This is a genomic window from Rhodanobacter sp. UC4451_H18 (genome assembly GCF_052978225.1).
In genome coordinates, this window is the sequence record NZ_CM129663.1 from 1,991,928 (window position 1) to 2,006,017 (window position 14,090).

The 14,090-nt window shown below is 69.7% G+C and carries 14 protein-coding genes and 1 riboswitch; of the genes, 8 read left to right on the forward strand and 6 right to left on the reverse strand.

Features of this window, described 5'->3' with window-relative positions:
* Positions 1–23 precede the first annotated feature (23 nt).
* On the forward strand, positions 24–1,322 hold the full coding sequence (locus ACVCMG_RS09140) for an NAD(P)/FAD-dependent oxidoreductase (protein ID WP_447113921.1): 1,299 nt from the start codon (positions 24–26) through the stop codon (positions 1,320–1,322).
* A gap of 123 nt (positions 1,323–1,445) precedes the next feature.
* On the opposite strand, the gene rpoH is transcribed toward ACVCMG_RS09140, so the two are convergent.
* Positions 1,446–2,306, reverse strand: a complete 861-nt coding sequence (rpoH, locus tag ACVCMG_RS09145; protein WP_447113922.1) for an RNA polymerase sigma factor RpoH — start codon at positions 2,304–2,306, stop codon at positions 1,446–1,448.
* 268 nt (positions 2,307–2,574) lie between these two features.
* Positions 2,575–2,675, forward strand: a riboswitch (TPP riboswitch).
* 69 nt (positions 2,676–2,744) lie between these two features.
* Between rpoH and thiC the strand changes: the two genes are divergently transcribed.
* Genes thiC through thiD form a run of 7 tightly spaced genes read left to right on the forward strand, consistent with a single transcriptional unit; the run spans position 2,745 to position 8,949 of the window.
* On the forward strand, positions 2,745–4,583 hold the full coding sequence (gene thiC, locus ACVCMG_RS09150) for a phosphomethylpyrimidine synthase ThiC (RefSeq protein WP_447113923.1): 1,839 nt from the start codon (positions 2,745–2,747) through the stop codon (positions 4,581–4,583).
* A 5-nt stretch (positions 4,584–4,588) separates the two neighbouring features.
* Complete coding sequence (locus tag ACVCMG_RS09155) at positions 4,589–5,575, forward strand: FAD-dependent oxidoreductase (RefSeq protein WP_447113924.1); 987 nt, start codon at positions 4,589–4,591, stop codon at positions 5,573–5,575.
* Positions 5,560–5,757, forward strand: a complete 198-nt coding sequence (gene thiS / locus ACVCMG_RS09160; protein ID WP_447113925.1) for a sulfur carrier protein ThiS — start codon at positions 5,560–5,562, stop codon at positions 5,755–5,757. The genes ACVCMG_RS09155 and thiS overlap by 16 nt, the downstream gene beginning before the upstream one ends.
* A gap of 3 nt (positions 5,758–5,760) precedes the next feature.
* Positions 5,761–6,531, forward strand: a complete 771-nt coding sequence (locus ACVCMG_RS09165) for a thiazole synthase (protein ID WP_447113926.1) — start codon at positions 5,761–5,763, stop codon at positions 6,529–6,531.
* Positions 6,528–7,136, forward strand: coding sequence for a thiamine phosphate synthase (locus ACVCMG_RS09170; RefSeq protein ID WP_395121043.1), 609 nt, complete (start codon positions 6,528–6,530; stop codon positions 7,134–7,136). Before ACVCMG_RS09165 ends, ACVCMG_RS09170 begins: the two co-directional genes overlap by 4 nt.
* Complete coding sequence (locus ACVCMG_RS09175; RefSeq protein ID WP_447113927.1) at positions 7,133–8,119, forward strand: ThiF family adenylyltransferase; 987 nt, start codon at positions 7,133–7,135, stop codon at positions 8,117–8,119. Before ACVCMG_RS09170 ends, ACVCMG_RS09175 begins: the two co-directional genes overlap by 4 nt.
* Positions 8,116–8,949: a bifunctional hydroxymethylpyrimidine kinase/phosphomethylpyrimidine kinase gene (gene thiD, locus ACVCMG_RS09180; protein WP_447113928.1), complete on the forward strand. Its 834-nt coding sequence runs from the start codon at positions 8,116–8,118 to the stop codon at positions 8,947–8,949. The genes ACVCMG_RS09175 and thiD overlap by 4 nt, the downstream gene beginning before the upstream one ends.
* Here thiD and ung read toward each other — a convergent pair.
* The 5 genes from ung to ACVCMG_RS09205 form a co-directional block, all read right to left on the reverse strand.
* Positions 8,895–9,602: a uracil-DNA glycosylase gene (gene ung, locus ACVCMG_RS09185; protein WP_395121040.1), complete on the reverse strand. Its 708-nt coding sequence runs from the start codon at positions 9,600–9,602 to the stop codon at positions 8,895–8,897. The genes thiD and ung overlap by 55 nt on opposite strands.
* Complete coding sequence (locus ACVCMG_RS09190) at positions 9,599–10,450, reverse strand: response regulator (protein ID WP_395121039.1); 852 nt, start codon at positions 10,448–10,450, stop codon at positions 9,599–9,601. Before ACVCMG_RS09190 ends, ung begins: the two co-directional genes overlap by 4 nt.
* A 115-nt stretch (positions 10,451–10,565) precedes the next feature.
* Positions 10,566–11,546, reverse strand: coding sequence for a permease-like cell division protein FtsX (gene ftsX, locus ACVCMG_RS09195; protein ID WP_447105384.1), 981 nt, complete (start codon positions 11,544–11,546; stop codon positions 10,566–10,568).
* On the reverse strand, positions 11,543–12,220 hold the full coding sequence (gene ftsE / locus ACVCMG_RS09200) for a cell division ATP-binding protein FtsE (protein WP_136258070.1): 678 nt from the start codon (positions 12,218–12,220) through the stop codon (positions 11,543–11,545). Before ftsE ends, ftsX begins: the two co-directional genes overlap by 4 nt.
* A gap of 142 nt (positions 12,221–12,362) precedes the next feature.
* Positions 12,363–14,090, reverse strand: coding sequence for a DEAD/DEAH box helicase (locus ACVCMG_RS09205; RefSeq protein ID WP_447113929.1), 1,728 nt, complete (start codon positions 14,088–14,090; stop codon positions 12,363–12,365).

Below are 14,090 nucleotides of genomic sequence, written 5' to 3' on the forward strand. Positions count from 1 at the left end.
GGCATGGCGTGCATGCTGCAACGATGAGCGACCCACGTGATGCCGGTGCAGGCACGCCCCGTGTCCTGATTCTCGGCGGAGGCTTCGGCGGGCTGACCGCCGCGCGGCGGCTGGCTGGCGCGGACGCGCAGATCACCCTGGTCGATCGCCGCAACCACCACCTGTTCCAGCCGCTGCTTTACCAGGTGGCCACCGCCAGCCTGTCCGCCACCTCGATCGCCGCGCCGCTGCGGCACATCCTGCGGCGGCAACGCAACCTCACCGTGCTGATGGAGGAGGTGACCGCGGTCGACCTGGCTGCCCGACGGGTGGGCTGCGGCTCTCGCTGGCTCGATTACGACTGGCTGGTGATCGCCACCGGTGCCACCCACGCCTACTTCGGTCACGACGAATGGGCGCCGTTCGCGCCGGCGCTGAAGACGCTCGACGACGCGCAGTCCATCCGCCGGCGGGTGCTGCTGGCATTCGAGCAGGCCGAGCGCGAAGACGACCCGGAGCGCCGCCAGGCGTGGCTGAATTTCGTCGTGGTCGGTGGCGGTTCCACCGGCGTGGAACTGGCCGGCACGCTGAGTGAACTGGCACGGCACACGCTGCGCGGGGAATTCCGCCATTTCGATCCGCGCAGCGCCAGCGTGCGGCTGGTCGAGGCCGGGCCGCGAGTGCTGGCCGGCTACGACCCGGTGCTTTCGGACAAGGCGCGCCGCCAGCTCGAACGCCTTGGCGTGCAGGTGCACACCGGCGCGTCGGTGACGGCGATCGATGCCGCGGGCGTGAACCTCGGCGACCGTCGGTTGCCTGCACGCACCGTGCTGTGGGCCGCGGGCGTGGCCGCCTCGGCGGTGGGTGCCATGCTCGGGGTGCCGCTGGACAAGGCCGGGCGCGTGCGGGTCGACGGGGATCTCGGCGTGCCCGGACACGCCGGCGTTTTCGTCATCGGCGATCTCGCCAGCGTGGCCCGGCCGGATGGCTCGCCGGTACCCGGCGTGGCACCGGCGGCGAAGCAGATGGGCGAGTACGTGGCCGCCACGATCGCGCGGCGACTGCGCGGCGATGACCGCCCGCGGCCGCCATTCCGCTACCGCGACGCCGGCTCGCTGGCCACCATCGGCCGCATGGCGGCGGTGGCGCAGTTCGGCAAGCTGCAGATGTCCGGGCTGCCGGCGTGGATCGTCTGGCTGCTGGTGCACATCTATTTTCTGATCGGCTTCCGCAATCGCCTGGCGGTGATGCTGGACTGGGCCTGGGCCTACTGGACGCACCAGCGCCAGGCCCGCATCGTGAGCGAGGATCAGCGCGAGGATCCGAATTGGCGTGACCCCTAGCCCACTCTCGCAAAAAGCAGACGGCCCGCTCGCGCGGGCCGTTGTTGATCACGGGTTTTTATTGAGAAGTGCGGCCATGGATGGCCGCTTCTTGATCTTCGCGTTCACGGACGAACGCACGAGTTACATCGCAAACAACGCGCGCATCTTCTTCATCGCGTTGGCCTCGACCTGGCGGATGCGCTCGGCGGAGACACCGTACTCGTCGGCCAGATCCTGCAAGGTGGCCTTGTTCTCGTCGTCCAGCCAGCGGCGCTGGATGATGTCGCGCGAGCGGGCGTCGAGGTGCTGCAAGGCATCGGTCAGCGTCTGCAGCTGGTTGTCGGCATGATCCTCGTCGGCCACGTTCTCGTACGGATCGGCGCCGTGGTCGATCAGGAACGCGGCGGGCGCCGGCTTGGCATCGTCGTCGGCATCCACCGGCGCCTCGAAGCCCACGTCGCGGCCGGACAGGCGCGATTCCATCTCGCGTACGGTCGCTTCCGGCACGCCGAGATCCTTCGCCACCGTGCTCACTTCGGCCGCGTTCATCCAGCCCAGGCGCTTCTTGCTCTTGCGCAGGTTGAAGAACAGCTTGCGCTGCGCCTTGGTGGTGGCGACCTTCACGATGCGCCAGTTCTTCAGGATGAACTCGTGCATCTCGGCGCGAATCCAGTGCACCGCGAAGCTGACCAGGCGCACGCCCATGTCCGGGTCGAAACGCTTGACCGCCTTCATCAGGCCGATGTTGCCTTCCTGGATCAGGTCGGCAAGCTGCAGGCCGTAGCCGGAGTAGCCGCGCGCCACGTGCACCACGAAACGCAGGTGCGACATCACCAGCTTCTTGGCCGCGTCCAGGTTGTCCTGCTGCAGATAATCGCGCGACAGCGCCTGTTCCTCTTCCACGCTGAGCACCGGGATGCGATGCACTGCGGAAATGTAGGCATCCAGGCTGCCAACCACGCTGGGCAAGGGGAAGCTGGCGGTCACCAGGGCTTGGGACATGGGTGGAACCTCCTGCAAGACGTCGAAGTTTAGCACTCGGGTGATTGGAGTGCTAAGCCCGGTCTTTGGTTCCGGGCTTTTAATGAACTGCATGGTACATATATTTGCAACGACTGTCCAGCCGTCCCGGGAGTAAAGACCAGCTTGCCCGGCACGCCGTTCAAAACGTGTCATGGCACCGTGTCAGCCGCCGCACAAACCCTCCGCGCCGTGTCCGCGATCCGGCCGTGCCGGCTTGACAGCCACCAACCCGCGCCGCCATCCTCCGCCGCATTCCGAGGGGTGCCCCGCAAGGGGCTGAGATAGCGCGAGCTGACCCTTGAACCTGATCCGGGTCATGCCGGCGTAGGAACGGGAATCACCACGGGCGGCCCCAATCGGCGCGTCCGTGCGCCGTTGCAGCGTCACGCCCCGGATCTCCATCCAAGGAGGAGATCCATGAACCATCCCGCCGCTGCCACCGCACCCTCGACGGTTACCGCCGGCCCGATCCGCGGCTCGCGCAAGGTCTACGTCAGCCCGCCCGGGCATCCGTCGCTGCGCGTGCCGATGCGCGAGATCGCGCTGAAGGACCCGCTGACGCCGGCGCTGCACGTCTACGATCCGTCCGGACCCTACACCGACGACGACGCACGGATCGATCTCGCCGCGGGCCTGCCGCCGGTGCGCGACGCGTGGATCGAGGCGCGCGGCTTTCCGGCCATCGAAGGACGCGCCACCCGCCCGGAGGACAACGGCGGGGTCGGCGCGGAACGGCTGGTGGCGCCGTGTCCCGCGCAACGTACGCTGCGCATGGGCGAAGCCGGCCAGCCGGTGACCCAGCTGGAATTCGCCCGCGCCGGCATCATCACCGAGGAAATGATCTACGCCGCCCAGCGCGAGAACCTGGGGCGCGCGCAGATGCATGAAGATGCCGCCGCCCGGCTGGCCGATGGCGAGGCGTTCGGCGCAGCCCTGCCCGCCTTTGTCACGCCCGAATTCGTGCGCAGCGAGATCGCGTCGGGGCGCGCCATCATCCCGGCCAACATCAACCACGGCGAGCTGGAGCCGATGGTGATCGGGCGCAACTTCCTGGTGAAGGTCAACGCGAACATCGGCAACTCCGCGGTGTCCTCCGGCGTGGCCGAGGAGGTCGAGAAACTGGTGTGGGCGATCCGCTGGGGCGCGGACACCCTCATGGATCTGTCCACCGGCCGCAACATCCACAACATCCGCTCGTGGATCATCCGCAACTCGCCGGTGCCGATCGGCACCGTGCCGATCTACCAGGCGCTGGAAAAAGTCGGCGGCGATCCGGCCCGGCTGAACTGGGAGGTCTTCCGCGACACCCTGATCGAGCAGGCCGAGCAGGGCGTGGACTATTTCACCATCCACGCCGGCGTGCGCCTGCACCACGTGCCGCTGACCGCGCGGCGGGTCACCGGCATCGTCTCGCGCGGCGGCTCGATCATGGCGCGCTGGTGCCTCAGCCACCACCGCGAGAGTTTCCTGTACGAGCACTTCGCCGAGATCTGCCAGATCATGCGCCGCTACGACGTCGCCTTCTCGCTGGGCGACGGCCTGCGCCCCGGCTCGATTGCCGACGCCAACGACGCGGCCCAGTTCGCCGAACTCGAAACCCTGGGCGAGCTGACGAAGATCGCGTGGGCGCACGGCTGCCAGGTGATGATCGAAGGGCCCGGCCATGTGCCGATGCACAAGATCAAGCTCAACATCGACAAGCAGCTGGAGCACTGCGCCGAGGCGCCGTTCTACACGCTGGGCCCGCTGACCACCGACATCGCACCGGGCTACGACCACATCACCTCGGGCATCGGCGCGGCGATGATCGGCTGGTTCGGCACCGCCATGCTCTGCTACGTCACGCCGAAGGAACATCTCGGCCTGCCGAATCGCGACGACGTCAAGACCGGCGTCATCACCTACAAGATCGCGGCGCACGCCGCCGACCTCGCCAAGGGCCACCCGGCCGCGCAGCGCCGCGACGACGCGCTGTCGCGCGCGCGCTTCGAATTCCGCTGGGAAGACCAGTTCAACCTGTCGCTCGATCCCGACACGGCGCGCGCCTACCACGACGCCACCCTGCCGAAGGAGGCACACAAGACCGCGCATTTCTGCTCGATGTGCGGGCCGAAATTCTGCTCGATGCAGATCACCCAGGACCTGCGCCGCGAGGTGCGCGCGATGGAGGAGACCGCGCTGCGCGCAGGCATGGACGGCAAGTCGCGCGAGTTCGTCGAACGCGGCGCCACGCTCTACGTGCCGACCGGGGAGTAGGGGCCATGCGCATCGGCATTCTCGGTGCGGGCGTCGCCGGCCTGGTCACGGCGGTGGAGCTGGCCGGGCGTGGCGCCCGGGTGGAGATCATCGAGCGCGCGCCAGACCACGCACGGGCTTGCGCGTGGGTCGCCGGCGGCATGCTGGCGCCGTGGTGCGAGCAGGCCAGCGCCGAACCGCAGGTGGCGGTGCTGGGCGCGCCCGCCGTCGCGTGGTGGCAGCGCCATTTCGACGGGACCGTGCAGCGCGGCACGTTGGTCGTCGCGGCCACCCGCGACGCCGGCGAGCTGGCCTTGTTCGGCCGGCGTACCGAACGCTTCGAACCGATCGATGCCGAGCGCATCGGCGCGCTGGAACCGGAGTTGGCCGGGCGTTTCCGCCAGGGTCTGTTCTTCCCCGACGAAGCCCACCTCGATCCGCGTCGTGCGCTGCCCGCACTGGCCGCGCAACTGACCGCCGCGGGCGTGACGATCCGCTACGGCGTGGACGCCGATGCCGCGCGCATCGATGCGGACCGGATAGTCGATTGCCGCGGCCTTGCGGCGCGCGACACGCTGGAAGATCTGCGCGGCGTGCGCGGCGAAATGATCGTCGTGCGCTCGCCTGACATCCAGTTGTCGCGCCCGGTGCGCCTGTTGCATCCGCGTTTCGGGTTGTATGTGGTGCCGCGCGGCGACGGCGTATTCATGCTTGGCGGCACGCTGCTGGAAAGCAGCAGCCATGATCCGATGACGGTGCGTTCGGCGATGGACGTGCTCAACACCGCCTATGCGCTGCACCCGGCGTTCGCCGAGGCCGAGATCCTGGAACTGGGCGTGGGCGTGCGCCCGGCCTTCCCCGACAACCTGCCGCGCGTGCTCAGGCGCGGCCGCACCGTGTACCTCAACGGACTCTACCGCCATGGCTTCCTGCTGGCGCCCGCCATGGCGCAACAGGCCGCACGGCTGATTTTCCCCCACACCACGGAAACTCCCGCATGCATATCCGCGTGAATGGCGTCAGCCACGACCTGCAGGTGGCCCGCCTGGCACAGGCGCTCGAAGTGCTCGGCTATCGGCAGGCCGCCGTCGCCACCGCCGTGAACGGCGTGTTCGTGCCGGCAGACGCACGCGAAACGTTGCTTCTTGCCGATGGCGATGCGCTGGAAATCCTCGCCCCGATGCAGGGCGGCTGAGCGATGAAGCTCTACGACGTCGAACTGGCATCGCGCCTGTTGCTGGGCAGCGCACGCTACCCCTCGCCGGCGATCCTCGCCGACGCGGTGCGCGCCTCGGGTACCGAGGTGGTCACCGTCTCGCTGCGTCGCGAAGCCGGCACGCAGCGCAGCGGCCAGGGCTTCTGGTCGCTGATCCACGGCCTCGGCGTGCGCGTGCTGCCGAACACCGCCGGCTGCCACTCGGCGAAGGAGGCGGTGACCACCGCGAAGATGGCGCGCGACATCTTCCACACCGCATGGATCAAGCTGGAAGTGATCGGCGATGCCGACACGCTGCAGCCCGACGTGTTCGGCCTGGTCGAGGCCGCGGTCGAACTGGCCGCCGACGGCTTCGAGGTGTTTCCGTACACCACCGAAGACCTGGTGGTGGCTGATCGCCTGCTGCAGGCCGGCTGCCGCGTGCTGATGCCGTGGGGTGCGCCGATCGGCAGCGGCCGCGGCCTCAACAATGGGTTCGGCCTGCGTGCATTGCGCGCGCATTTCCCGGACGTGCCGCTGATCGTGGACGCCGGCATCGGCCGCCCGTCCCATGCGGTGCAGGCGATGGAACTGGGCGTCGACGGCGTGCTGCTCAACACCGCGGTGGCGATGGCCGGCGATCCGGTGGCGATGGCCGGGGCGTTCGCCCGGGCGGTCGAGGCGGGTCGCGCCGGCTTCGAGGCGCAGCCGATGGAGCCGCGCGATCTCGCCGTGCCCTCGACGCCGGTGGCGGGCACGGCGTGGCTGGCATGAACGCGTTCCCCGCGTTCTACCCGATCGTGGACAGCGCCGACTGGGTGGGTCGACTCGCCCCGCTCGGCGTCCGGCTGCTGCAGTTGCGCATCAAGGAACAGCCGCCGGAGCTGATCCGTCGTGAAGTGCGCGCGGCGCTGGCGATCTGCCGCGCGCGACACGTGCAGCTGGTGGTCAACGACCATTGGCAGATCGCGCTGGACGAGGGCGCCGACTTCATCCACCTCGGCCAGCAGGATCTGCTCGCGGCGGACCTGCCGGCGATCCGCGCGCGCGGCGTGAAGCTCGGCATCAGCACGCACGATCACGCCGAGCTGGAGCGGGCGCTGGCGCTCGCCCCGGACTACGTCGCGCTGGGCCCGATCTATCCGACCACGCTCAAGGCGATGCCGTGGGCGCCGCAGGGTTTGCCGCGCATTGGCGAGTGGAAGCGGCGGATCGGCGCGCGGCCACTGGTGGCGATCGGCGGCATCACGCTGGAACGCGCCGCCGGCTGTTTCGATGCCGGCGCGGACAGCGTCGCCATGGTCAGCGACGTGACCCGGCATCCGGACCCGACTCTCCGCGTCACGGACTGGGTCGATTTCGCCGGTGCGCGCGCATGACCGATCGCTACGCGCGCCAGATCGCCCTGCCCGACGTCGGCCCGACCGGCCAGGCCCGACTCGCGGCCGCGCGGGTGCTGGTGATCGGCGCCGGCGGTCTCGGCTGTCCCGTGTTGCACTACCTGGCCGCCGCCGGCATCGGCCGGCTGATCGTCGTCGACCCTGACCGCGTCGAAGAGAGCAACCTGCACCGGCAACCGCTCTACACGATGACCGACATCGGCGCTCGCAAGGTGGAAGCGGCGCGCGCTGCGCTGCTGCGCCTGAACCCGGACATCGCGGTGGAGGCGCTGGCGCAGCGGCTGACGCCGGGCAACGCGGTGGCGCTGGTCGGCGCCGCCGACATCGTCGTCGATGCCGCGGACAGCCTCGCCGCCACCTACGTCTTGAGCGACGCCTGCCTGCAGCAGCACACGCCGCTGGTCAGCGCGTCGGCGGTCGGCCTGGCCGGCTACGTCGGCGGCTTCTGTGCCGGCGCGCCCAGCTACCGCGCGGTATTTCCCGAGATGCCCGCACGCGCCGCCAGCTGCAGCAGCGCCGGCGTGCTCGGCAGCGTCGTCGGCCTGCTTGGCAGCCTGCAGGCGCAATTCGTGCTGCAGTGGCTGCTGGGCATCAAGCCGTCGCCGCTGGGTCGACTGACGAGTTTCGACGCCAGCCGACTGGCGTTCGGCGGCTTCGACTTCCACCACGCCGGCGAAACCGCAGGCGAGGTGCTGCGCTTCATCGACGTCGACGAGGTCACGCCCCGCGACGTCGTGATCGATCTGCGCGGTCTTGACGAAGCGCCGACCTCGCCGTTGGCGAACGCCTTGCGCTTCACTCCGGAACGCCTCGCCGCGTTCACTGCCGAACACCCGCCCACCGACCGCCGGGTGGTGCTGTGCTGCCAGAGCGGTCTGCGCGCATGGCGTGCCGCGCGGCAGCTGCAATCCCGCGGCTACCGTCAGCTGGCACTGGTGACTCTCGCCGGCCTGCCATCATGACGCGCAGACGCATGCCGCCGCCGGTCAGCGTGCTCTCGATCGCCGGCTCCGACTCCTGCGGCGGCGCCGGCATCCAGGCCGACCTGAAGACGTTCGCGGCCTTCGGCGTCGACGGCGCCACCGTGGTGACCGCAGTCACCGCACAGAACGCCAACGGCATCCGCGCCATCCAGGTGATGTCCGCCGCGATGGTGCGGGCGCAACTGGAGTCCGTGTTCGAGGCGATGGATATCCGTGCCGTCAAGCTCGGCATGCTGGCGAACGCGGAGATCGTCGCGGTCGCGGCCGAGCACCTGCAATGCCGGCGCTCGTCGTTCGTGGTGCTCGATCCGGTGCTGCACGCCAGTTCGGGCACCCGGCTGCTCGATGCCGAAGCGCTGGAGCTGCTGCGCGCGCGCCTGCTTCCGCAGGTCGACTGCCTCACGCCGAATCTGGCCGAAGCCGCCACGCTGCTGGGCACGTCCTGCGCCGGCAGCGAGCCGGACATGGCGGCGCAGGGCCGCGCCCTGCTCGCCCTCGGGCCGCACGCGGTGCTGATGAAGGGCGGCCATGCCGCGCTGCCGGAAGCGGTCGATCTGCTGGTTACCGGCGAAGGCACGCAGCGCTTCGCCGCGCCGTGGGTGGCTACCCGCCGCCTGCACGGCACCGGTTGCATGCTCGCGGCCGGCATCGCGGCCAACGTCGCCCGGGGTTATCCATTGGGTGACGCCGCCTGTCGCGCGAAAGCCCACGTGCGAGCCGTGCTGGTCGGTCGCCAGCACCGACCGTCTTCATCTCAACCGGCGGGAAACGAGGCCCGCGGCGGCAGCGACCAGTCGATGGGTGCTTGACCGCGGCTTTCCAGATAGCGGTTGGCCGCGGAGAAATGGCCGCAGCCGAGGAAGCCACGATGCGCCGACAGCGGCGACGGATGCACGCTCTTCAGCACGCAATGCCTGCGGGCGTCGATCAGCTGCCCCTTGCGCTGGGCGTAGCTGCCCCACAGCAGGAACACGATCCCTTCGCGCTCGCGGTTCAAGGCGTCGATTGCCGCATCGGTGAAGCCTTCCCAGCCGCGATTGGCGTGCGCGCCGGCGCGGCCCTCTTCCACCGTCAGCACGCTGTTGAGCAGCAACACGCCGCGGTCGGCCCACGGCGTGAGGCAGCCGTGGTCAGGGCGCGCGATGCCGAGATCGCGCTGGATTTCCTTGAAGATGTTTTCCAGCGACGGCGGCACCCGCACGCCGGGGCGCACCGAGAAACACAAGCCGTGCGCCTGGCCGGGGCCGTGGTACGGGTCCTGGCCCAGGATCACCACGCGCACGGCGTCGAACGGGGTATGCGCGAACGCGGCGAAGATCTCCGGCCCGGGCGGATAGATGCGCTTGCCGGCCTCTTTCTCCTCGCGCAGGAAGGCAGCCAGCGCCTGCATGTCCGGCCGCTGCAGGTAATCGCCGATGCGCGCCTTCCAGGACGGCTCCAGCCTGACCGGATGCCCGCTCATGCGTCCTTGTCGGCCCGCTCGCGCTCTCGCAGGTGGCGCGCCACGCGCAGCTGGAACAGCAACTTGGTGATCAGCAATTTTTCCTCGACCGGTTTCTCGACCAGGTCGTTGGCGCCGGCGCGGATCAGCGCGGTCTGGTTGGCCGGGTTCTCGTCGCCGGTCATCACCAGCACCGGCAGGCGGCCCTTGCCGTAGCCGAACACGGTGCGGATGTGTTCGAGCAAGTCGCCGCCGGTCAGCTCGCCCTTCAGGCTGACATCGGTCAGCACCACGTCGGCGCCGATCCAGCCCAGCGCGCGGTCGGTTTCCAGCAGGGCGATCGCATCCTCCACGCTGACCACGTGGCGCACGGTCAGGCCGATCTTCTCCAGCATGCGGCGGGTGGCCAGCGCCACCACCCGGCTGTCTTCCACGTACAACACGCTGCCCTCGGCGCTGACCTGCGGGCTGACGTAGCCGCGGATGAATTCGGCCAGTGCCTGGAAACCCAGCGCCTTGTCGAAATAGTCGGTGACGTGCTCGCCCAGCGAGCGGCGGTGCAGGCGCGCGTCCACGTCGCCGGACACCACCACGATCGGCACGTAGGCCTGCGCGCCGGATTCGCGCACGAACTTCGCCAGTTCCAGCCCGTCCATGTCCGGCAGGCGCAGCGCGATGGTGACGAAGTCGAAGGCGCCCTCGCCTAGCACCTGCTGCGCCTCGGCGCCGGTGTCGCAACCGACCACCTCCACGCCCGGCAGCTCCTCGTTCAGCACGCGCCCGATCAACTTGCGCACCACGCGCGACCCGTCGACCACCAGCACGCGCGGTGCCTCGGTCAGCAGACGACCGCTGATGTTTGTACTCATGCCTCACTCACCCGACTGATCCGCGATCCGTGCCGAAGAGCGCACCCCGATCCGTCGATGATGCCCGAAGCAGGGCGTCGCAGGCTGCGATTCACGTCACCGCCGCGCCGCGCCATCACGCCACCGTGCGCAGTTGCCAGGCGCTGACCAGGCGTGCGCCGAGCCAGCCCAGCAACGCGGCCGCCACGGGCACGGCCAGCAGCAGCCAGGGCGGCAACCCGCCCACCTGCAACTGGCCATCGTACGCCGCGCTCAGTCGTGCGACCGGCCGCGCCAGCGCCAGCTCGATCGCCACCGCCAGCGCGGCGGCGAGGATGCCGCTGAACAGGCCGTACCAGATCCCCGCATACAGATAAGGCCGGCGCACGAACGCCTTGCCGGCGCCGACCAGCAGCAGCACGCCGATCTCCTCGCTGCGACTGGCGATATCCACCCGCACCGTGTTGCCCACCACCAGCAGCGCCGCCAGCGCGAGCAGCGAGGCGACGATCAGCACGATGCGATTGCCCACGCCCAGCAACGCCTCCAGTCGCTGGCGCCAGTGGCCGCTGTCCTGCACCAGCTCGACGCTGCGCATCGCGCGCACGTCGGCCACCAGCTGTTCCAGCGCCGCGGCGCTGGCACCGTCGCGCGGCTGCAGTTGCAGCACGTAGGGCAGCGGGTTGTCGCCGAGCGTCTGCAGCGCACCGGAGAAACCCTGCATCTTCGCCAGCTCGTCCATGCCCTGCTGCGGCGTCTTGATCGCCACCGACGCCACTTCGGCACGGGCGCCCAGGTCACTGGCCAGCAGTTGCGCCTGCTGCGCGCCCTGGTCGGACTTCATGAACACGCTGATCGCCGGGTTCTGGCCCAGCGCATCGCCCAGCCGCTGCACGTTGCCCAGCAGCAGGTAGAACGCCAGCGGCAAGGCCAGCGCCAGGCCCATCACGGCGATCGTCAGCACGCTGCCCAGCGGGCGCGCGGCGAGACGGCGCAGGCTCGCCGCGGCACTCCAGCCGTGGTGCTCGCGCCAGCTGGCGAAGCGCCGGCCGCGGCTGTGTTCGTTGCGCGCCGGTGCGTCGGCGGGCGCGGCGCGCTGCTCGGGTGCCTTGTTCACAAGACCTCCTGCGCGGCGAGGTCGGCCACCAGCCGACCGTGATCGAGCACGATCACGCGTTTCTTCATGCGCTTGATCAGCGGCAGGTCGTGGCTGGCCACCAGCACGGTGGTGCCGACCTGCTGGAACTCGGCAAACAGCGCCATGATCTCCAGCGCCAGCTGCGGGTCGAGATTGCCGGTGGGCTCGTCGGCGATCAGCAGCGCCGGTCGGGCCACGATCGCGCGGGCGATGCCCACGCGCTGCTGCTCGCCGGCAGACAGCGTGGCCGGCAGTTGCCGTTCGTAGGCGAGCAGGCCGACCTTCTCCAGCGCCGCGCGAACGCGGCGGGCGCGCTCGGCGCGCGCCACCGCACCGATCACCAGCGGCAACTCCACGTTGGCGAACACCGTGCGATCCATCAGCAACCGATGGTCCTGGAACACCATGCCGACCCGCCGGCGCCACTTCGGCACGCCGCTGGCGCGGATCTTCGACAGCTTCTTGCCGTCCATGCTGATCGAACCGTGCGACGGGCGTTCGATCAACCCGAGCAGCTTGAGCAAGGTGCTCTTGCCGGCGCCGGAGTGGCCGGTGACGAACGCCATCTCGCCGTCGGGCACCTCGAAGGACAGCTGCGACAGCGCCTCGTGGCCGCCTTCGTAGCGTTTGCTGACTTGATCGAACTGGATCACCGCCGCTCCCCGCACCTGGATGTGGTCATGCCGACCCCAAGGATAAGGGAAGCGAAGCAACCAGGTGCGGCTGCCGGCATCGCCGAATGCGTGTCGTCGACGCCGCGCGAGGGTCGGCGGCGTCGACGCGGAGCCTGCGCGGCTACTTGCCGGTGAACAGCCGGGTCAGACGGCGGAACAGGCCGGGCTTGGCCGGACGCGCGTGCTCGATCGCCTTGCCGGAGGTCACCGCCACCTGACGCGACGGGCGGGCGTGGTGGACGGCGGTGGACGCTTCGCCCGCGGTGCGCTCGCGCGGCGGGCGGCGTTCGCCGCGGCCGCCGTGGTGACCCGAAGGCGCTGCCTGCGTCGGGGTGGTCGCCTCGGCACCGGCAACCGGCGCGCCATCGCGGCGGCGGTTGCGTCCACCGCGACGACGGCGCGGCTTGCGTGTGCCCTCGGCGTTGCTGCTGGCCGCTGCGGTGTCGGCGGCAGGTGCTGCCGCGGCGACCGCTGCCACGGCCGGCGCTTCCGCCACGGCCGGCTTGTGTTCGCGCCGCGGCCTCGATGTGCCGCGCTCGCCGTCGCGGCCACCATGGCGGCTGCCGCCGGCATGCCGCGGCTTCTCGCCGGGCCGCGGCGCGACCACGTCGCCGAACGCCGCGCTGTCGGCCGCCGCGTTCGCGGCGAACTCCGCGTCCACGGCATGCGGCTTGGGCATCACCAGCCAGGCAGGGTCGATCGACGCCACCGGGATGCTCTGGCCGATATAGGCCTCGATGTCCGGCAGCGACATCGCGTACAGGTCGCAGGCGAAGCTGATCGCGTCGCCCTCGGCGCCCAGCCGCGCGGTGCGCCCGATGCGGTGCACGTAATCCTCGGCCTCGTGCGGCAGGTCATAGTTGAACACGTGGCTGACATGCGGGATGTGCAGGCCGCGCGCGGCCACGTCGGTGGCCACCAGGATGTCGAGCTGGCCTTCCTGAAAGCGCTGCAGCAGCTTCTGCCGCTTCAGCTGCGGCACGTCGCCGGAGATCGCGCCGACGCGGCAGCCATGGCGTTTCACGCGCTCGGTGACGCGCTCGGCGGCGGCCTTGGTGTTGACGAAGATGATGCTGCGCGTGGGCTTGTGCTGGTCGATCAGGTTGAGCAGCAGCGGCATCTTCTCTTCCTTGGCCGGGAAGTAGACCACCTGGCGCACCTTGTCGGCGGTGACGTGGTCACTCTCCACCACCAGCTTCTCGGCCTCGTGCATGTGCTCGTAGGCCAGCTCCAGCACGCGGTGGCTCAGCGTGGCGGAGAACAACAGCACCTGGCGCTGCTCGCGTGGCGGCAACCGGCGGAAGATGAAGCGCACGTCCTTGATGAAGCCGAGGTCGAACATGCGGTCGGCCTCGTCGATCACCATCACCTCGACGCTGTTGAGGCTGAACACGCCCTGCTTGTGATAGTCGAGCATGCGCCCCGGGGTGGCGATGATGATGTCGCAACCGTCCTTGAGCTGCTGGCGCTGCTTGTCGTAATCGACGCCGCCGTAGATCAACGCGGTCTTCAGCCCGGTGTGGCGGCCGATCGCCTGGGCGTCCTTGTCGATCTGGATCGCCAGCTCGCGGGTCGGCGCGATGATCAGGGCACGCGGGTCCGAATCCTTGCGGTCGGCCACGGCGGGGGTGGTGAGCAGGCGATTCATCAGCGCGACCAGGAAGGCGCAGGTCTTGCCGGTGCCGGTCTGGGCCTGGCCGGCGACATCGCGGCCGGCCAGCGCCGGCGCCAGGGTCATTTCCTGGATCGGCGTGCAGCGGGTGAAACCGCTGTCGTCCAGGCCCTGCTGCAGCAGCGGATGAAGATCGAAGTTGGTGAAAAAGGTATCGGTGAGTACGGTTTGTGACAT

Excerpts from the sequence above, each read along its gene's own strand:
- ACVCMG_RS09140 (WP_447113921.1), top strand. The coding sequence starts at position 24 with ATGAGCGACCCACGTGATGCCGGTGCAGGCACGCCCCGTGTCCTGATT.
- rpoH (WP_447113922.1), bottom strand. The coding sequence starts at position 2,306 with ATGTCCCAAGCCCTGGTGACCGCCAGCTTCCCCTTGCCCAGCGTGGTT.
- thiC (WP_447113923.1), top strand. The coding sequence starts at position 2,745 with ATGAACCATCCCGCCGCTGCCACCGCACCCTCGACGGTTACCGCCGGC.
- ACVCMG_RS09155 (WP_447113924.1), top strand. The coding sequence starts at position 4,589 with ATGCGCATCGGCATTCTCGGTGCGGGCGTCGCCGGCCTGGTCACGGCG.
- thiS (WP_447113925.1), top strand. The coding sequence starts at position 5,560 with ATGCATATCCGCGTGAATGGCGTCAGCCACGACCTGCAGGTGGCCCGC.
- ACVCMG_RS09165 (WP_447113926.1), top strand. The coding sequence starts at position 5,761 with ATGAAGCTCTACGACGTCGAACTGGCATCGCGCCTGTTGCTGGGCAGC.
- ACVCMG_RS09170 (WP_395121043.1), top strand. The coding sequence starts at position 6,528 with ATGAACGCGTTCCCCGCGTTCTACCCGATCGTGGACAGCGCCGACTGG.
- ACVCMG_RS09175 (WP_447113927.1), top strand. The coding sequence starts at position 7,133 with ATGACCGATCGCTACGCGCGCCAGATCGCCCTGCCCGACGTCGGCCCG.
- thiD (WP_447113928.1), top strand. The coding sequence starts at position 8,116 with ATGACGCGCAGACGCATGCCGCCGCCGGTCAGCGTGCTCTCGATCGCC.
- ung (WP_395121040.1), bottom strand. The coding sequence starts at position 9,602 with ATGAGCGGGCATCCGGTCAGGCTGGAGCCGTCCTGGAAGGCGCGCATC.
- ACVCMG_RS09190 (WP_395121039.1), bottom strand. The coding sequence starts at position 10,450 with ATGAGTACAAACATCAGCGGTCGTCTGCTGACCGAGGCACCGCGCGTG.
- ACVCMG_RS09205 (WP_447113929.1), bottom strand. The coding sequence starts at position 14,090 with ATGTCACAAACCGTACTCACCGATACCTTTTTCACCAACTTCGATCTT.